Below are 17,514 nucleotides of genomic sequence, written 5' to 3' on the forward strand. Positions count from 1 at the left end.
GATGCATTCGTGAGGTTTCCCTGATGGAAGCCCCGGGACAGGCCGGAAGCGCGCGTAACGGCGGCGAGGGATACCGCTTCGGTCCCTTCGTGGTCGATTCCTCCGCGTACACGCTCACGCGCGACGGAGAGCCGCAGGCGCTGGAACCGAAGGCCTTCGCGGTGCTGCTCCACCTGCTGGGCCATGCCGGCGAGCTGGTCCGCCACGATGAACTGCTGGATGCGGTGTGGGGCCACCGGCATGTGACGCCGGGCGTGCTGACGCGTGCCGTCGCGCAGCTGCGCCACGTGCTCGAGGACGACTCGCACCGGCCGCAGTACATCCAGACCCAGCACGGGCTCGGCTATCGATTCATCGGTGAGCCCAAGTCATGGCCGCTGGTTGAAAAAAACGCCGCGCACGAATCAGGTGCGACCGCAGCAGAGGCGGCAGCAACGGAGCCATTGGCGCCGCTCGCGACGGGGGACACCCATCGCGCCGCCGCTGTGGATATCCCGGCGCCGTTGCCGGCGCCCGCAACGCGGGCGAAGGTTTCGCGCTGGTTGCCGGTGTGGATGGTCGCGGCATCACTGGTGATTGCCATTGCCTGGTCGTTGTTCACCGCCGATCGCCAGCCGCGGGTTCAACCGGGCGACGCTTCGATCGCCGTGCTGCCGTTCGTGAGCCTGAGCGACGACCGCAAGGACAGCTACTTCGCCGAGGGACTCGCTGTCGAGCTGCATGACGCGCTGGCCGGCGTGCCCGGACTCAAGGTCGCTTCCTGCCGGGTGGCAAGCGCATGCGGCACCCGCGGCGCGGACGTGCGCCGGATCGGCAAGCTGCTCGGCGTGGCGACGGTGCTGGATGCCGACGTCCGCCGCGAAGGCCAGCGCGTGCGCATCAATGCACGGCTGTCGGACACGCGCACCGGCTACACGGTGTGGTCGGGCAGTTACGAGCGCGAACTCAAGGGCGTGTTCGCCCTCCAGCGCGAAATCGCCAACGAAGTCGTGCGTTCGCTGCCGGGCATCAATTCCGCCAGCACCGAAGCGTTGGCGCGGCGGCTGGAACCCACGCACAACGTCGCCGCGTACGACGCGTACCTCAAGGGCGTACAGCAGTTGCAGGGCCGCCAGGATGGCGCCGCGGCGATCGGTTTCTTCAGCGAAGCGCTCGCCGCCGACAGCAACTTCGCCCGCGCGCAGGCCGGCATCTGCCGTGCCGAGATCATCGCGTTCGAATTCGCTCACGATCCTGCCGCCTACGCGCGCGCGGAAACCGCATGCGGGCGCGCCGCGGAGATGGATCCGAAGCTGCGCGAAGTCAGTCTTGCGTTGGGCGACTTGCACCAGGCGCGCGGCGAACCGGCGCAGGCGCTCACGTACTTCCGTCAGGCGCTGGAGGACAAGGCGCTGGCTCCGGACGCGTACCTCGGCATGGCGCGGGCGGAAGCAGCGCAGGAGCACAACGACGTTGCGCTCGACTACTTCGAACGCGCGCGCGAACTGCGGCCGGGCCATGCGGGTACCTACCGCTCGCTCGGATTCCACCATTACGTGCGCGGCGATCTGCCCAAGGCAATCGCGACCTACCGTGTCGCGACGCAGCTGGAGCCCAACGACGAGGAAACCTGGGCCAGTTACGGTGGCCTGTGCCTGCTGCATGGGGACACTGCCTGCGCTAACGATGCGTTCATGCGTTCGCTCGCGCTGAAACCGAGTTCCGCGGTGCTGATCAACCTCGGCGCGATGCGCTTTGATGAAGGCGCATACGACGAATCCGTGCGCATGTTCCGCCGTGCCGCCGAACTCGACCCAAGCGACCACAGGGCGTGGGGCAACCTCGGCGACGCGCTGTCCGCGATGCCCACCACGAAGGAACAGGCGCGCGAACCGTACGAACGCGCGGCGCGACTGGCGCAGCAATACGTCGACATCAAGGCCGGAGACGCGCATGCCCTTGGCGTGTTGGCCTGGTATCGCGCGAACCTCGGGCAGGAACGCGAGGCGCGTGCATTGATCGCCCGAGCGGAGTCGCTCAAGGACGAACCTGGCGAAGTCGCCTTCTGGGGAGCGCAGACGCTGGCCCTGCTGGGCGATCGCGAACAGGCGCTCACGAGGATCGATCGCGCGCTGGCTGCCGGCATAACCCGCGCCCGCATCGGTGCTTCTCCGGTGTTGCGTCCCTTGCTCGGCGAAGCGGGCGGGATGACTGCGAGCAAAACGAAATGATTCCGCCCGATGGGCATTGGAGATCGCAATGAAAATGCCAACAGTGGTTGCTGCGCTCGTTCTGTTGATGTGTGGAACCGGATGCCCGACTTCGCCCGATGACTCATCGCTCATGCCGGACGCGGACACGGCCCCCGACTCGCTGGATGGCATCTGGTGCGGCGACCCCGCGCACGACGCGAGCAACAAGGTGTACGTCAACATCCGCTATGCGCGGAATGGCTTGCCTTCGGCCTCGCCGGAATCTTGCACGGTAAAGCGCGGCTCGCAGGTGACCTGGCGAGGACCGAAGGGTTCGACGGTGGATTTCGAACTCGATTTCCCTGGCGGGCCGCCTGGCCATGGCGGGCTGGAATCGGATCCGGATCGCGACGACCGCCGAAAAGTGACGCTCCCCGCATCGGGCAATCCAGGCACGTATAAGTACGGAATCGCTGCGAACGGAAAGCACGTCGATCCGGACCTGAAGATCAAGCCCAATTGAGGCGCAAGCCGGCCTGCAGCTACGCCGGTGTCGGGAACAGATCGGCCTGCGCCAGCCGCACCGGCATGAAGCTGCGCCGATGGTGCGGGCACGGACCGTGCTGCTTCAGCGCGGCCAGGTGCACGGGCGTCGAATAACCCTTGTGGTCGGCGAATCCGTACTGCGGCCATTGCTGGTGGAGTTCGCGCATGTAGCGGTCGCGCGCGACCTTGGCGAGGATCGAGGCCGCCATGATCGAGCGATCCCGCGCGTCGCCGCCGATCCAGGCTTCGCCGGGCCGGCACAGGCCCGAGGGAACGATGTTGCCGTCGATGCGTGCGGCATCGGCGATGTGCGCGACGCCTTCGAGTGCGCGGCGCATGCCGGTGAGCGTCGCCTGCAGGATGTTGATGCGGTCGATCTCCTCGACGCCGACGAATTCGATCTTCCATGCGAGCGCGCGCTGCACGATGCGGTCGTACAGCACTTCGCGGCGATCGGGATCGAGTTGCTTGGAATCGTCGAGCCCGTTGATCGGCGTGCGGCCGGGGGCGAACACCACCGCGGCCACGACGACCGGGCCCGCAAGCGGACCGCGTCCGGCTTCGTCGATGCCGGCGATGCGCAGCGGCGCGGAACGCAGCGTCACTTCAGGCGTGGAAGCGGGTGTATCGAACGGCATCGCGGCGAGTTCTGGGAAACATTGATCTGGCGGGCGCGATCAGAGTGGGCGAGCGATCCGCATTCACGCAAGGGGTCGTGGCAGCAATTCCGCGATTGCATCGGCCGCACGCGCGGAAGCGTCCTGGCGCAGTTGCAGGTGCAGTTCGCGGAAGCGCGGGCCGATGCGTTCCATTGCCTCACCATCGCGCAGCATCGCCAAGGTGGCCTGCGCGAGCTTCTGCGGCGTGCAGTTGCGCTGTATGAGCTCGGGGACGATGCGTTCGCCGGCGAGCACATTCGGCAACGAATAGTTCTTCACCTTCAGCATGCCCAGGCCCTTCACCAGCGTGTAGGTGAGGGGCGCGACCCTGTAGGCGACCACCATCGGCCGCTTTGCCAGCATCGCTTCCAGCGTGGCGGTGCCGGAGGCGAGCAGCACGACGTCGCTGGCAACCATCAGGCGGCGCGCGTTGCCCACCAGCAGGCGCAGTGCGGGTTGCAGGTCGGAGATGTCGGGATGGCTGCCGAGCACGCGGCGGAACGCGACGTTGGCCGGCGCGTTCGCGATCGGCACGACGATCTGCAGGTCCGGTACTTCTTCCAGTACGCGCGCTGCAGCCGAGAGAAAGATTGCCGCCAGCCGCTCGATTTCGCCGACGCGCGAGCCCGGCAACAGCGCGAGCACCGGACGTTCCGGGTCGATGCCCAGTTGTTCCCGCATGGCGAGCCGATCCGGATCTACCGGCATCTCGTCGGCGAGCGGGTGGCCGACGAAGCGCGCATCGACGCGATGCTTCGCATAGATCGCCGGCTCCATCGGGAACAGGCACAGCACGCGCGAAGCCGACTGCCCGATCTTCGCGGCGCGGCTTTCCCGCCATGCCCATACCGACGGGCTCACGTAATGCACGGTGCGGACGCCGCGCTTCTTCAGCCACTTCTCGACGCCGAGGTTGAAGTCGGGCGCGTCGATGCCGACGAAGACATCCGGTTTCCATGCCAGCACGCGTTCGCGTAGCGATCGGCGCAGGCGCAGCAGGCGCGGCAGGTGCCTGAGCACTTCCGAGAGGCCCATCACCGCGAGTTCCGTGGCGTCGAACCAGGTGTCCATGCCGGCGCCGCGCATCGCATCGCCGCCAATGCCGGCGAACTGCGCATCGGGATAGCGCTTGCGCAATTCGGCGATCAGGCCGGCACCAAGCAGGTCGCCGGAGGCTTCGCCTGCGACGAGGGCAATACGTACCGGCATGCGCTTACCGCAGCAGCGGCCGTTCGCCGCTTTCGATGAAGTCGAGGAAGTCGCGCACGTCGGCGCTTTCGCCGGCGATCTCGGCGATGCGCACGCGCGCTTCGTCGAGCGAGGCGCCGGACATGTACAGCGCACGGTACGCGCGCTTGATCGCGCCGATGCGTTCGCTGTCGAAGCCGCGGCGCTTGAGGCCTTCGCTGTTGATGCCGCGCGGCTTGCCATAGCCTTCCTGCGCGACCATCAGGAACGGCGGCACGTCGCCATTGACGAACGCGCCCATGCCGATGAACGCATGCGCGCCGATGCGGCAGAACTGATGGATGCCGGCGAAGCCGCTGAGGATCACGTGGTCGCCCACGGTGACGTGGCCGGCCAGCGTCGCATTGTTGGAGAACACGCAGTGGTCGCCGACATGGCAGTCGTGCGCGACGTGCGTGTAGGCGAGGAACCAGTTGTCGTTGCCGACCGTGGTGCTGCCGCCCCCGCCACCGGTGCCACGATTGATGGTGCAGAACTCGCGGAACACGTTGCGTTCGCCGATGACGAGCTCGACGCGTTCGCCTGCGTACTTCTTGTCCTGCGGCTCGCCGCCGATCGCGCAATGGCCGACGAAGCGGTTGTCGCGGCCGATCCGCGCCGGTCCCTGCACGCTGCAGTGCGGGCCGAAGGTCGTGTTGTCGCCGACTTGGACTTCGTTGCCGATGTAGCAGAACGGGCCTACGACGACGCCGGCACCGAGCTTCGCGCCGGCCTCGACGACCGCGGAAGGATGGATTACGGGCGCAGCCGTGGTCATGCGTTGCTCTTGACCTCGGCGCAGAGGATTTCAGCACTCGCGGCTTCCTGGCCATCGACGCGCGCAACGCCGGCATACAGCGCCATGTTGCGAATGGTCCGCTTGAGCGTGACCTCGAGGTCCAACCGGTCGCCCGGGACCACCATCTTCGAAAAGCGCGCGTTGTCGACCTTCACCAGGTAATAAATGCTGCCCTCGCCGTTATGCCCCGACAGCTGCGTGAGCAGGCCGCCGGCCTGTGCCAGCGCTTCGATCACCAGCACGCCCGGCATCACCGGGTGGCCCGGGAAATGGCCGTTGAAGAAGGGCTCGTTGACGCTGACGTTCTTGTATGCCAGCACGCGCTTGTGCAATTCCAGTTCGACGACGCGGTCGACCAGCAGGAAGGGGTATCGGTGCGGCAGCAGTTTCTGGATGCCGGCTATATCGACCGGGAGTTGCACGGGCTGGGTCATCATCGTTTCCTGGAGCACGGAAGGCGTGAAGCGAATCGGCAATTATCCGGCTTCACTGCCACATGCGCGTCCGTATGTCGCGCAGATTAACCCGATCGGCAGGTCCTAGTCTTCCTGTGCCTTGCCGATCCGGCGCGCCAGGGCATCGAGCTGCTTGAAGCGGGCGGCGTTCTTGCGCCAGCTGCGGTTGTCCATCAGCGGCGTGCCGGAAGAGTATTCGCCGGGCTCACGGATGGAATGCGTGACCAGGCTCATGGCCGTGATCATCACCTTGTCACAGATTTCAAGGTGGCCAAGGACGCCGGCCGCGCCGCCGATCAGGCAATAGCGGCCGATCCTGGCGCTGCCGGCGACCGCCGCACAACCCGCCATCGCGGTGTGCGCGCCGATGAAAACGTTGTGGCCGATCTGGATCTGGTTGTCGAGGCGGACGTCTTCCTCGAGCACCGTGTCATCGATCGCGCCGCGATCGATGGTGGTATTCGCGCCGATCTCGCAGTCGTTACCGATAACGACGCCGCCAAGCTGCGGTACGTTGAGCCACTTGCCGGCTTCCATCGCCAGGCCGAAGCCGGCGGAGCCCAGCACGGCGCCAGGATGCACGGTGACGCGCTGGCCGATCCGCACGCGCGTGACCAGGGTGACACGCGCGATGAGTTCGCTGCCTGCGCCGACCAAGCAATCGTCGCCGACCACGCAGCCAGCACCGATCACCGCGCCGGCTTCGATACGGCTGCGCGCGCCGATGCTCACGAAAGCGCCGATGTGCGCGCTGGGATCGACCTGCGCATCGGCCGCGATGTCGGCGGAAGGATGAATGCCCACGGTGCGTGCCGGCCTGGGTTCAAACAAGGCCGACATCTTCGCGAAAGCAGCATAGGGATCGCCTGCGACCAGCGCGGTGCCAGCGAATCCGGCTGCGTCTTCCGGCCGCATCGCAACCACGCTCGCCTGTGACTCGGCGAGCTGGCCGCGGTATTTGCTGTTGGCAAGGAAGGCGAGCTGTCCTGCACGCGCACGGGCCAGCGTGCCAACGCCGTGCACGCGCACGGCGCCATCGCCCTGCAGTTCGAGACCGAAGCGTTCGGCCAGTTCCGCGGCAGTGAACGAGGACTGGCCCATGTGGAGCCGCGTCGGTTAGAACGTGCCGCCGAAGGTGAACTGCAGGCGCTCGAGCTCGTCGTCGTCTTCCTGGCGCAGCGGGAAGGCGTAGCTGATCGAGATCGGGCCCATCGGCGAGCGCCACATCAGCGCGAGGCCGGTTGAAGCGCGAAGTTCGCCGGCATCCCAGGTGTCGACGTCCTTGTACACGTTGCCGAAGTCGATGAATGCGGAAGCGCGCGCTGCAGGCGTGTCGAGCAGGGTCGGGAAGTACATTTCCAGCGAGCCGGTCGTCTTGACCGCGCCACCAACCGGTTGCAGGTAGGTGCTGCCGGCGAACGGCGCCTGGCGCGGACCCAGCGTGTTGTCGCGGAAACCGCGAACCGAGCGCACGCCGCCCGCATAGAAATTCTCGAAGAACGGCAGGCCATCGGCGGTGACTGTCTTGTCGTAATCCGGCGAGGTCGTCAGGCAGGGTTCGCTCGGAGCCGGGCCCGGAACGAACACCGGCGGCGTGGTGGTGTTGTTGTCCGTGTCCTGGAAGGAGCCCGGCGTGAAGCAGAGGTTCCGTGTCGTGGCATCGCCGTAACTGTCGCCGTAACCGAGTTCAGCGCGGGTATTCAGCACCAGGTGGCGCGACAACGGCCAGAACTTCGAAATGCTGTAGTTGAGCTTGAAGTACTCGACCGTGGAGCCCGGCAGCGTGCTCTCCAGCCAGATGCGCTGCTGCATGCCGCGGGACGGCGTGAGCAGGTTGTCGAGCGAATTGCGCGACCAGCCCAGCTCGGCACGCCAGGCATGGAAGGTGCGGGTGTTCAGGGCATCGATGTAGTTGCGGATCGGCTCGGGCGTGCTGCCCGATGCGAGGATCTGGTTCGTGTCGATCCCGAACAGGCCGGTGATGGAGTCGGTCTCCGTGATCGGGAAACCGAGCACGACCTGGCCTGCACCACTGTTGCTGCTGTATTGCGCGGTGCCGAAGTCGGAATAATCGAGTTCACGCCACCACAGGTTGTAGCCCAGCGACAGGCCGTTATCCAGGAAGTATGGATTGAGGAACGAGAAGTCGTAGCGCGACTGGTAGCGGCTGCGCTGCGCCTGCACGGACACGCGGTTGCCGGTGCCGAGGAAGTTTTCCTGCGACAGCTGCACCTGCGTGGTGAGGCCGCTGAGTTGCGAGAAACCCAGGCCGAAGACGAAGCTGCCCGACGAAGTTTCCTTGACGTTGACGACGACGTCGACCTGGTCGTTGGTGCCTTCGACCGGTTCGCTTTCGACGTCCACCGTCTCGAAATAACCCAGCCCCTGCAGGCGGATCTTGGAGCGGTCGACCGCGGCCTGCGAATACCAGCTGCCTTCGAACTGGCGCATCTCGCGGCGCATCACTTCGTCGCTGGTACGCGAATTGCCCTTGAAGACGACATTGCGGACGTTGACGCGCGGGCCGGGGACGACCTGCAGGCTGATGCCGACGGTCTTGGCTTCGCGATCGATGTCGGGAACCGGATTGACCTGCGCGAAGGCGTAACCGATGTTGCCGAGCGTGGCCGTGATCGAATCGGACGTCAGCTCCAGCAGGCGGCGGGAGAAGATCTGGCCTTCCTTCACCAGCACCATCTTCTGCAGCTCTTCCTTGGGCAGGACGGTATCGCCGGTGAGTTGCACCGAGGAGATCTTGTACTGGTCGCCCTCGGACACGCCCGCGCTGATGAACATGTCGCGGCGGTCTGGACTGATCGAGACCTGCGTGGAGTCGATGTTGAAGTCGACGTAGCCGCGATCGAGGTAATAGTTGTTGAGCTTTTCGAGATCGCCCGAGAGCTTCTCGCGCGAGTACTGGTCGTCGCGGCGGTACCAGCTGAGCCAGTTGTGTTCGCCCGATTCCCAGGTGTCGACGATGTCCTTGTCGGCGAACTTCTCGTTGCCGACCAGGTTGATGTGCTGGATGCGCGCGGCCTTGCCTTCCTTGACCGTGATGGTCACGTCGACCCGGTTGCGATCCAGACGCGACACGGTCGGGGTGATCTCGACGTTGTACTTGCCGCGATTCTGGTACTGGCGGGTGAGTTCCTGGCCCATCTTGTCGAGCACGAGGCGATTGAAGGTATCGCCTTCGGCCATCCCGTTTTCCTTGAGGCCCTTCATCAGGTCCTCGGTCTGGATGTCCTTGTTGCCGGTCACCGTCAGCTTGTTGATCGCCGGACGCTCCTGCACCGTGACCACGAGGATGTCGCCCTGGCGATCAATGCGAACGTCTTCGAAGAAGCCGGTCTTGTACAACGCGCGGATTGCCGCGGCGGCCTTGGTCGAATCGACGGTGTCGCCGCGCTCGACCGGAAGATAGGTGAATACCGTGCCCGCCGAGATGCGCTGCAGGCCGTCCACGCGGATGTCGCTGACCGTGAATGCATCCGCCGAAACGGGCGTCGCAACAGGCGCGCCGGCAGGCAGGAACGGATCGGTCGACTGCGCAAGCGCGGGGAGTGCCGGCGCCATCGCTGCGATCAGGGCAAGGGCGAGCAGGCGGCGATTGGGAAGTCGCGTCATCATCAAATCCGGTTGGGGAGTGCGGGCGCCAGGCGAACGCCGCGGGTCGAATCGTTGTCGCAGGCCCTTCCTGGACCAGCTTTCCGTGAACAGGTTCCCGGCGGGGTTCGTATCGCGGTATCCATCACCGCACCAGGTTGTTCACGATGTCGTTGTAGAACGCCAGCCCCATCAGGCCGACGATCAAGGCCAGGCCGACGAAATTCCCGGCGGCCATCACCCGTTCGCTGACCGGGCTGCCTTTGACCAGCTCGATAAGGTAATACAGCAGGTGACCGCCGTCCAAGATCGGGATCGGGAGCAGGTTCAGAATCCCGAGGCTCAGCGACAGCAGCGCGAGCAGCATCAGGTAGTGCGCGACGCCCTGCTGGGCGAAGTAATTGCTGGCGCGGGCGATGGTGATCGGCCCGGCGACCGTGTTGCGCGCGGACACCGTGCCGTGGAAGGCGCGGCTGAACGTGGCGAAGAGTTCGCGGGTCTGACGGCCGGCTTCCAGGAACGCCTGCGGGACCGCCGCGATGGGGCCGTAGCGCAGTATTGCGTCGCGTTTGGGGTCCGATGAAACCAGGGTGACGCCAAAACCCCAGAACTCGTTGCCCTCCGGCAACTTGAGCCGGGCTGGCTTCAGCGGAAGGGCGAGACGGTCTTCTCCGCGCTGGACTTCTACCATCGCTTCGCGATTCTCTTCGCCGAGGCGTTTGGCTGCGCGGGCGATGTCTTCATACGAGGTCGTGGGTTCGCCGTCGATGGCGGTGATCCGGTCGCCTTCGGCCAACACGCCCCACGCGGGTTTGCCTGGGCTGACTTCGCCGATCACGGGAGCGACGACTTCGTGCCGCCCGCGCAAGCCCAGCTGCTGGAGGGCGCGCGTTTCATCGAAATCATCGGGGAGCCGCGACAGGGAAAGTCTGTGTTCGCTTTCCGAGCCGCCCGCTTCGCGCACGCGGACGATCATGTCCTTGCGGTCGAGCGCGGCAGCGAGCAGGCCCATGCTCACGTCGCTCCAGGTGGGCGTCGTGCGTCCGTCGATCGAAAGCACTTCATCGCCGCGCTGCAGCCCGGCGGCCGCCGCGATGCCCTGCACCTGGCCGACCACAGGCGCGAAGTCCGGCCGGCCCACCACGAACATGCCCCAGAACAGCACGACGCAGAGGATCAGGTTTGCCGCAGGCCCCGCGAACGAGATCGCCATGCGTTTCCACACCGGCTGGCGATCGTGCGACTGCGCCATGTCCTCGGGGCGTATCGGTTGCTCGAGGTCGGCGGCTTCCATGGAATGCTCACCGAGCATCTTTACGTAGCCGCCGAGCGGAATCGCGGCGATCACGTATTCCGTTCCGTCCTTGCCACGGCGCAGCCACAGCGGCTTGCCGAAGCCCACGGAGAATCGCAGCACCTTGACGCCGCAGCGGCGCGCGACCCAGTAGTGGCCGAATTCGTGGAAGGTGACGAGCACGCCCAGGCTCACCAGCAGCCAGAAAATCGAGCCGATGATTTCATTCATGGCTGGACGCTCGCGCGAAAGAGGTGAGGACTGGAAGACGCATCAGCCCACCGCCGCCATGGCATGCCGGCGCGCCGCGGCATCAGCTTCGCGCAGGACGTCCAGCGAATCGGCGGCGGAGGCGGGCAGTGCATCGAGGGTAGCTTCCACCAGCGCGGGAATGGACAGGAAAGCGATCCGCCGCTGAAGAAAGGCTGAAACCGCGACTTCGTTGGCTGCGTTGAGCATCGCCGGCGCGGTGCCGCCGGCCTTGAGTGCATCGAATGCGAGGCGCAGGCAGGGGAAGGCATCGAGATCGGGCGCTTCGAAATCGAGACGGCCGTGCTGCAGCAGGTCGAGTCCGGCGACGCCCGAATCAATCCGCTGAGGCCACGCGAAACCGACGGCGAGGGCGGTGCGCATGTCAGGTAATCCCAATTGCGCGAGCGTCGATCCATCGACGAATTCGACCAGCGAATGCACCAGGCTCTGCGGATGCACGACCACGTCGATGCGCTCGCGCGATACCCCGAACAGATGGTGGGCTTCGATGACTTCAAGGCCCTTGTTCATCAGCGTGGCCGAGTCGACGGAGATCTTCGGACCCATCGACCACTTCGGATGCGCGATGGCCTGTTCGGGTGTCACGTCCGCAAGCTGCGCGCGAACACGTCCGCGGAATGGCCCGCCGGACGCCGTCAGCACGATGCGCCTGAGGCCGGCGTGCGTCGGCGCATCGGACAGGCCCCCCGACTGCGCCTGCGGCAGGCATTGGAAGATCGCGTTGTGCTCGCTGTCGATCGGCACGATGACCGCGCCACTGGCGTGCGCGGCCTGCATGAGCAGTTCGCCGGCGAGCACCAGGGATTCCTTGTTCGCAAGCAGGAGGCGCTTGCCGGCTTTCGCTGCTGCGAGCGTCGACGACAGGCCTGCGGCGCCGACGATCGCTGCGACGACGGTATCGCAATCGTCGCCCGCGGCCAGTTCGATAAGCGCTTCATCGCCCGCGTGCGGTTGCGTGTCGAGGCCGGCTTCGCGCAAGCCGTCGCGGAGCGCGGCGAACTGCGAAGCGTCGGCAATGACGGCATGAAGCGGACGATGCACCCGGCACAGCGCCAGCAATGCATCGACCTTGCTGCCCGCGGCCAATACCGTTGCGCGAAGGTTGCCGGGGTGACGCGCGATCACGTCCAGTGCCGACGCGCCGATCGAGCCGGTCGCGCCGAAGACGGCGATGTTGCGGGCGGGAAGCTGGGACATCGATCGTTATTTCCACCGCGCCGGGCCAGGCCGGCGTGGTTGTCTAGAAACCAAACATGGCCTTGCCCAGTGCGAACACGGGCAGGGCGGCAAGCACGCCATCGATGCGGTCGAGAACGCCGCCATGGCCGGGAATCAGATGTCCCGAATCCTTCACGCCTGCGTGGCGCTTGAGCAGGCTTTCAAAAAGATCGCCGACTACCGAGGCCAGCGTCGCCACCAGCGAAACCAGCGCCACGAGGGGAACCTGGTCACCCTTGGCTCCCGCCAGCAGCGAACCGCAGATACCGATCAGTACGCCGGCCAGCACGCCGCCGGCGAGTCCTTCGAAGGTCTTGTTCGGGCTCACGCGCGGCGCCAGCCTGCGCGTTCCGAACAGCGTGCCGCCGAAATGGCGCCCGGAGAAATACGCGGCGCTGTCGGCCGCCCACACGATCGCCAGTGCGGTGAACAGCCAGACGTGGCCATTCGGTTCGGTGGCATGTATCCACGCAAGCGCGCACCACGCAGGAATGACGGCTGCAGCGCCTGCCGCCAGCTTGAAGAACCGCGCCCAGGTCTGGTGATTGCTGGCGAAGTCGTAGCTGCGCAGCCACAACAGTGAAAGGACCCACCACACCACGCCGATGACGCTCGCCAGCTGGAACAACACATAGCTATAGCCCGATGCGGACCGCGACGCCCACACGATCGCGACCATCAGCGCGAGGTGCGCCACCAGCAGCACGGTGCGGGCGAGCGTGTCTTCGATCTCGGCGAGTTCGAACCACTCCCACAGCCCAGCGAGGAACACCACCGCGGCCAGCGCGACGATCCACGGCGTGGACAGGAGCAGGATCGCGGCGATCGCGACCGGGGCCATGATCAGGGCAGCCAGCAGGCGGGTTCTCGTCATTCGTTGTTCTCTGGCTTTGTTGGCCCACCGGGCTGCATCCCCGCCGCCTGCTCGCCGGTCAGGCCGAAGCGGCGCTCGCGGCTGGCGTAGTCGGCCAGGGCGCGTCGCAGTGTGGCGGTATCCAGCTCCGGCCACAACGTTTCGGTGAACCACAGTTCGGTATAGGCCAGCTGCCACAGCAGGAAGTTGCTGATCCGCATGTCCCCGCCGGTGCGGATGAACAGATCGGGCGCGGGGAGATCGGCGAGCGCGACGCGCGCGCCCAGCAGCGCTTCGTCGATGGCTTCGGGGTCGAGGCGCCCGGCTGCGACGTCGCGGGCGAGTGCACGCGTGGCCTGGACGATGTCCCAACGCCCGCCATAGCTCGCCGCAATGTTGAGCTGCAGGCGTGTGTTGCCGGCAGTCTGGGTTTCCGATGCGGCCATGCGCGCGCGGATCGCTTCGGCGAAGCGATCGCGTTCGCCGATGAAGCGGATGCGCACGCCACGGCGATCGAGTTCGTCGACCTCGCGTTCCAGGGCGCCCAGGAACAGTTTCATCAGCGCGCCGACCTCGTCTTCCGGCCGGCCCCAGTTCTCGCTGGAAAACGCGAACAGCGTCAGCGCCTCGATACCGACATCCAGGCAGAAATCGATGCAGACGTTGACCGCGCGGGCGCCGGCGCGATGGCCGATCATGCGTGGGCGGCGGCGTCGCTGCGCCCAGCGCCCGTTGCCGTCCATGATGACGGCCAGGTGGCGGGGAATTCGGGGCGATGCGGGATCGGAAGACATTTCGTGGCTGCCAGAAGAGTTCATGGGTTGCGGGGTGGTGGCGCCTGCCGGGCTGCGCCAACTGACAACCGCGAACGCCTGCTCTTCAGACCGCCATCAGTTCCTGTTCTTTCGCCTTCACCACTTCGTCGACGTCCTTGATCGCGCTGTCGGTGATCTTCTGGATTTCGGCTTCCGCGCGGGTCGCTTCGTCCTCGGTCACCTTCTTTTCCTTCAGCAGTTCCTTGACCTGGTGGTTGGCATCGCGGCGGATGTTGCGGATCGCGACCTTGGCGTCTTCGCCTTCGCCGTGCACGTGCTTGGACAGTTCCTTGCGGCGCTCTTCGGTGAGCGCAGGCAGGTTGAGGCGGATCACGGTGCCGGCGGTGTTCGGGGTCAGGCCGAGGTCGGACGCAAGGATCGCCTTCTCGACCGCAGCGACCATCTGCTTTTCCCACGGTGTGATCGTCAGCGAACGCGCATCGGAAACCGCAACGCTCGCGACCTGTCCCAGCGGCATGTCGGAGCCGTAGTAATTCACCTTGATGCTGTCGACCAGCGCGGTCGAGGCGCGGCCGGTGCGGACCTTGACGAGGTCGTGGCGCAGGGCTTCGACGCTCTTGGCCATGCGGGTCTGGGCGTCTTTCTTGATCTCGTTGAGCATCGCCGGCTCCGTCCCTTAATTAGATGGCGCGCCGGAAGGCGCTTCGATAGGCGCGGGATTATAGCGGCGCGGGCCGTGAGCCGGGATTTCGGCGGGTCATCGCCTGCGCAGCGCGCCTGAACCGCCCTCAGTGCCCGTGCGGAGCCCGGTCATGGCGGTCGTGTTCGCACGCAGCGCCGCGTTCGACCTGCAGCGTCGGATGATTGATGCCGAAGCGATGGTCGAGGTCATGGTTGATGTGGTCGATGAAAGTGTCGTGATCGTGGTCGTCCGGACGCACCAGGTGCGCCGTCATCGCGACTTCACCGGCGCCCAGCGACCAGATGTGCAGGTGGTGGACGGCGGTAACGCCGGGTTGCGAGGCGAGGAATGCGTGTACCTCGGCCTGGTCGATGCCGCGCGGCACGGCATCCATCGCCGCGTTGAAGCTCTCGCGCAGCAGCCCGAAGGAACCCACCGCCACGACCGCGCCGATCAACAGGCCGGTGATCGGGTCCAGCCACTCCCAGCCGAACCACAGCATGCCCAGGCCAGCGATCACGGCCGCCAGCGAAACCGCGGCATCGGCCATCAGGTGCAGGAACGCGCCGCGGCGGTTGAGGTCGTGGGCGTGGCCTTCGCGAACGAACCACGCGGCGCCGAGGTTCACGGCGATTCCAATCGCGGCAACGACGATCACCGGCAGCGCCGGGATTTCCGGTGGCGCCGAGAAGCGGCGGATGGCTTCCCAGCCCAGCGCGCCCGAGAAGGCGACCAGCAGCAACGCATTCGCCAGCGGCGACAGCAGCGTCGCGCGGCGCCAGCCATAGGTGTGGCGTGCGGTTGGCGGCCGCTTCGCAATGACCGCCGCGCCCCAGGCAAGTGCGAGGCCGAGCACGTCGCCGAGGTTGTGCAGCGCGTCGGACAGCAGGGCGAGCGAGTTGGTGGTGAAGCCGTATCCCGCTTCGAGCGCGGTATAGGCCAGGTTGATCAGGGTGACGACGGCGAACGCACGCGTGGTGCTAGCACCATGGCTGTGGCCGTGGTGTCCCTGATGGGGATGATCGTCGTGGTGGTGTGCGAGGCCCATCGCCTGATCCTGTCGTGCGGCGGCGCGAAACACTCGCCGGCTTTCCGCGTTAAAGCCCGGCGTTGCGGCCCTGCACCAGCGTGCCGATGGTTTCGCCGCGCAGGATGCGCAGCAGCACGCCAGGATGGCTCATGTCGAAGATGCGCAGCGGCAGGTCGCTGTCGCGACACAGCGCGAAGGCGGCGGTGTCCATCACCTGCAGGTTGCGGGCGATCACTTCGTCGTAGCTCAGTTTCTCGAAGCGCACCGCATCCGGGTGCTTCTTCGGATCCTTGTCGTACACGCCGTCGACCTTGGTCGCCTTGAGCAGCAGGTCGGCGCCGATCTCGATCGCGCGCAGCGCCGCACCCGAATCGGTGGTGAAGAAGGGATTGCCGGTACCCGCGGCGAAGATCGCGATCCGGCCCTTTTCGAGATGGCGCACGGCGCGGCGGCGGATGTAGTCCTCGCATACGTCGTTGATCTTGATCGCGCTCATCACCCGGCAGCGGGCGCCGAGCTTTTCCAGCGCATCCTGCATCGCCAGCGCATTGATGACGGTGGCGAGCATGCCCATCTGGTCGCCGGTCACCCGGTCCATGCCGCCTGCGGCCAGACCCGCGCCGCGGAAGATGTTGCCGCCGCCGATCACCAGCGCGATTTCCGCGCCGGCCTGCTGCGCCTCGATGACCTCGTGGGCGAGGCGGTTCAGCACCAGCGGATCGATGCCGTAGTCCTCGTTCCCCATGAGCGCCTCGCCGGACAGTTTGAGCAGGACACGGCGATAGGCGAGCTGGGACATGGGCGGCCTCGGGGGTAGGGACGGTGCGCGGAAGCGGCTGAATTGTAGCCGATGCGGGCTCAGCCCCGGCCGATGACAGGAGATCAGGGAGCCTGCGTTCTCTATGATCCGCGTTCGCGGCAATCACATCACAGGGAGAAATGCGTGGGGATCAGGAATCTGAGCGAGTTCGTGGAACAGTCGAAGCAGACGGACCGGAGTCCGGAAATGTTCGAGCTGGAAAGCTCGCACCTGCTCGAGGTCAAGTTGAACGGTCGCATCTGGGCGAAGTCGGGCTCGATGGTGGCGCGCCGGGGCAACGTGAAGTTCACCCGGCAAGGGCTGATGGAGCAGGGGCTCGGCAATCTGCTGAAGAAGGCCGTCAGCGGCGAAGGCACGCAGATGATGAAGATGGAAGGCGAGGGTCGCGTCTACATCGCCGATGCCGGCAAGAAGATCACGCTGCTGCGCCTCGGTGGTGAGGCGATCTTCGTCAACGGCAACGACGTGCTCGCCTACGAAGACGGCATCCAGGCCGACATCAGGATGATGCGAAAGGTGGCCGGCATGGCTTCGGGTGGCCTCTTCAACATGCGTCTGCAGGGCAATGGCGTGGTCGCCATCACCTCGCATTACGAGCCGCTGACGCTGGCCGTGACACCGGACCAGCCGGTGTTCACCGATCCGAACGCGACGGTCGCATGGTCGGGTTCGCTCAGCCCGGACATCGTCACCGACATTTCGCTCGGCACGCTGTTCGGTCGCGGATCTGGAGAAAGCATCCAGCTGAAGTTCGCGGGTACCGGTTGGGTGGTCGTGCAGCCTTACGAAGAGGTGTATTTCCAGCAGTCGAATGGCGGTGGCGGGCTGCTGAGCGCGCTGACCTGAAGCCATCTGCTCTGTCATTGAAAGGCCGCGGATTATCCGCGGCCTTTTTTAGTGAGATTTGGATCGATTGCGCGCGGGACTTCGCGCGGCCGCCTTAGATGCGCAATCGGTGCGGGAAGTTTTTGCGGACATTGCACGAAGAATTTGCCGACTCTGCCGGCAGTAACGCCATTGCAATGAAAGCGGTGCTGGCTGCTTGAACCCCATTCGTGACGAAAGACATAGTCGGGACGCCCTCGGGGAGGGTCCAACCAATAAC

16 protein-coding genes are annotated in these 17,514 nt (G+C 65.8%); 3 read left to right on the top strand and 13 right to left on the bottom strand.

Annotated elements, in window-relative coordinates:
- The first annotated feature begins 23 nt into the window (after positions 1-23).
- The gene (locus tag ASD14_RS04755) at positions 24-2,210 is read left to right on the top strand and encodes a winged helix-turn-helix domain-containing protein (RefSeq protein WP_056129786.1); all 2,187 of its coding nucleotides are present in this window, start codon (positions 24-26) and stop codon (positions 2,208-2,210) included.
- 112 nt (positions 2,211-2,322) lie between these two features.
- Positions 2,323-2,694, top strand: a complete 372-nt coding sequence (locus tag ASD14_RS04760) for a hypothetical protein (RefSeq protein ID WP_056129789.1) — start codon at positions 2,323-2,325, stop codon at positions 2,692-2,694.
- 19 nt (positions 2,695-2,713) lie between these two features.
- On the opposite strand, the gene ASD14_RS04765 is transcribed toward ASD14_RS04760, so the two are convergent.
- The 13 genes from ASD14_RS04765 to pyrH form a co-directional block, all read right to left on the bottom strand.
- Positions 2,714-3,355: a ribonuclease HII gene (locus ASD14_RS04765; RefSeq protein WP_056129791.1), complete on the bottom strand. Its 642-nt coding sequence runs from the start codon at positions 3,353-3,355 to the stop codon at positions 2,714-2,716.
- 63 nt (positions 3,356-3,418) lie between these two features.
- Positions 3,419-4,585 (bottom strand): lipid-A-disaccharide synthase, encoded by a 1,167-nt coding sequence (gene lpxB, locus ASD14_RS04770; RefSeq protein WP_056129794.1) that lies wholly within the window; start codon positions 4,583-4,585, stop codon positions 3,419-3,421.
- Positions 4,586-4,589: 4 nt separating this feature from the next.
- A complete protein-coding gene (gene lpxA / locus ASD14_RS04775; protein WP_056129797.1) occupies positions 4,590-5,381 on the bottom strand; it encodes an acyl-ACP--UDP-N-acetylglucosamine O-acyltransferase in 792 nt (263 codons plus the stop codon).
- Positions 5,378-5,836, bottom strand: a complete 459-nt coding sequence (fabZ, locus tag ASD14_RS04780; protein ID WP_056132102.1) for a 3-hydroxyacyl-ACP dehydratase FabZ — start codon at positions 5,834-5,836, stop codon at positions 5,378-5,380. The genes lpxA and fabZ overlap by 4 nt, the downstream gene beginning before the upstream one ends.
- A 105-nt stretch (positions 5,837-5,941) precedes the next feature.
- The gene (lpxD, locus tag ASD14_RS04785) at positions 5,942-6,958 is read right to left on the bottom strand and encodes a UDP-3-O-(3-hydroxymyristoyl)glucosamine N-acyltransferase (RefSeq protein WP_056129801.1); all 1,017 of its coding nucleotides are present in this window, start codon (positions 6,956-6,958) and stop codon (positions 5,942-5,944) included.
- Positions 6,959-6,973: 15 nt separating this feature from the next.
- Positions 6,974-9,484, bottom strand: coding sequence for an outer membrane protein assembly factor BamA (gene bamA / locus ASD14_RS04790; RefSeq protein WP_056132104.1), 2,511 nt, complete (start codon positions 9,482-9,484; stop codon positions 6,974-6,976).
- A 124-nt stretch (positions 9,485-9,608) separates the two neighbouring features.
- Positions 9,609-10,988, bottom strand: a complete 1,380-nt coding sequence (gene rseP, locus ASD14_RS04795) for an RIP metalloprotease RseP (protein ID WP_056129806.1) — start codon at positions 10,986-10,988, stop codon at positions 9,609-9,611.
- Positions 10,989-11,030: 42 nt separating this feature from the next.
- Positions 11,031-12,227, bottom strand: coding sequence for a 1-deoxy-D-xylulose-5-phosphate reductoisomerase (locus tag ASD14_RS04800; protein WP_056129810.1), 1,197 nt, complete (start codon positions 12,225-12,227; stop codon positions 11,031-11,033).
- Between the two features lie 43 nt (positions 12,228-12,270).
- Positions 12,271-13,122, bottom strand: a complete 852-nt coding sequence (locus ASD14_RS04805) for a phosphatidate cytidylyltransferase (RefSeq protein WP_056129814.1) — start codon at positions 13,120-13,122, stop codon at positions 12,271-12,273.
- Positions 13,119-13,895: a polyprenyl diphosphate synthase gene (uppS, locus tag ASD14_RS04810; RefSeq protein WP_056129817.1), complete on the bottom strand. Its 777-nt coding sequence runs from the start codon at positions 13,893-13,895 to the stop codon at positions 13,119-13,121. The genes ASD14_RS04805 and uppS overlap by 4 nt, the downstream gene beginning before the upstream one ends.
- An 85-nt stretch (positions 13,896-13,980) precedes the next feature.
- Positions 13,981-14,538, bottom strand: coding sequence for a ribosome recycling factor (frr, locus tag ASD14_RS04815; RefSeq protein ID WP_056129819.1), 558 nt, complete (start codon positions 14,536-14,538; stop codon positions 13,981-13,983).
- A 127-nt stretch (positions 14,539-14,665) separates the two neighbouring features.
- Positions 14,666-15,607 (bottom strand): cation diffusion facilitator family transporter, encoded by a 942-nt coding sequence (locus ASD14_RS04820; protein WP_056129823.1) that lies wholly within the window; start codon positions 15,605-15,607, stop codon positions 14,666-14,668.
- 49 nt (positions 15,608-15,656) lie between these two features.
- The gene (pyrH, locus tag ASD14_RS04825; RefSeq protein ID WP_056129825.1) at positions 15,657-16,388 is read right to left on the bottom strand and encodes a UMP kinase; all 732 of its coding nucleotides are present in this window, start codon (positions 16,386-16,388) and stop codon (positions 15,657-15,659) included.
- Positions 16,389-16,532: 144 nt separating this feature from the next.
- Here pyrH and ASD14_RS04830 point away from each other — a divergent pair, with 144 nt between their 5' ends.
- Positions 16,533-17,255 carry an AIM24 family protein gene (locus ASD14_RS04830; RefSeq protein WP_056129829.1) on the top strand — a complete coding sequence of 241 codons (723 nt, stop codon included), beginning with the start codon at positions 16,533-16,535 and terminating at the stop codon, positions 17,253-17,255.
- The last annotated feature ends 259 nt before the right edge of the window (positions 17,256-17,514 follow it).

This window comes from Lysobacter sp. Root494 (assembly GCF_001427225.1).
Lineage (GTDB): Bacteria > Pseudomonadota > Gammaproteobacteria > Xanthomonadales > Xanthomonadaceae > Agrilutibacter.

Excerpts from the sequence above, each read along its gene's own strand:
- rseP (WP_056129806.1), bottom strand. The coding sequence starts at position 10,988 with ATGAATGAAATCATCGGCTCGATTTTCTGGCTGCTGGTGAGCCTGGGC.
- lpxB (WP_056129794.1), bottom strand. The coding sequence starts at position 4,585 with ATGCCGGTACGTATTGCCCTCGTCGCAGGCGAAGCCTCCGGCGACCTG.
- bamA (WP_056132104.1), bottom strand. The coding sequence starts at position 9,484 with ATGACGCGACTTCCCAATCGCCGCCTGCTCGCCCTTGCCCTGATCGCA.
- ASD14_RS04755 (WP_056129786.1), top strand. The coding sequence starts at position 24 with ATGGAAGCCCCGGGACAGGCCGGAAGCGCGCGTAACGGCGGCGAGGGA.
- fabZ (WP_056132102.1), bottom strand. The coding sequence starts at position 5,836 with ATGACCCAGCCCGTGCAACTCCCGGTCGATATAGCCGGCATCCAGAAA.
- ASD14_RS04820 (WP_056129823.1), bottom strand. The coding sequence starts at position 15,607 with ATGGGCCTCGCACACCACCACGACGATCATCCCCATCAGGGACACCAC.
- ASD14_RS04760 (WP_056129789.1), top strand. The coding sequence starts at position 2,323 with ATGCCGGACGCGGACACGGCCCCCGACTCGCTGGATGGCATCTGGTGC.
- frr (WP_056129819.1), bottom strand. The coding sequence starts at position 14,538 with ATGCTCAACGAGATCAAGAAAGACGCCCAGACCCGCATGGCCAAGAGC.
- uppS (WP_056129817.1), bottom strand. The coding sequence starts at position 13,895 with ATGTCTTCCGATCCCGCATCGCCCCGAATTCCCCGCCACCTGGCCGTC.
- ASD14_RS04765 (WP_056129791.1), bottom strand. The coding sequence starts at position 3,355 with ATGCCGTTCGATACACCCGCTTCCACGCCTGAAGTGACGCTGCGTTCC.
- pyrH (WP_056129825.1), bottom strand. The coding sequence starts at position 16,388 with ATGTCCCAGCTCGCCTATCGCCGTGTCCTGCTCAAACTGTCCGGCGAG.
- lpxD (WP_056129801.1), bottom strand. The coding sequence starts at position 6,958 with ATGGGCCAGTCCTCGTTCACTGCCGCGGAACTGGCCGAACGCTTCGGT.
- lpxA (WP_056129797.1), bottom strand. The coding sequence starts at position 5,381 with ATGACCACGGCTGCGCCCGTAATCCATCCTTCCGCGGTCGTCGAGGCC.
- ASD14_RS04800 (WP_056129810.1), bottom strand. The coding sequence starts at position 12,227 with ATGTCCCAGCTTCCCGCCCGCAACATCGCCGTCTTCGGCGCGACCGGC.
- ASD14_RS04805 (WP_056129814.1), bottom strand. The coding sequence starts at position 13,122 with ATGACGAGAACCCGCCTGCTGGCTGCCCTGATCATGGCCCCGGTCGCG.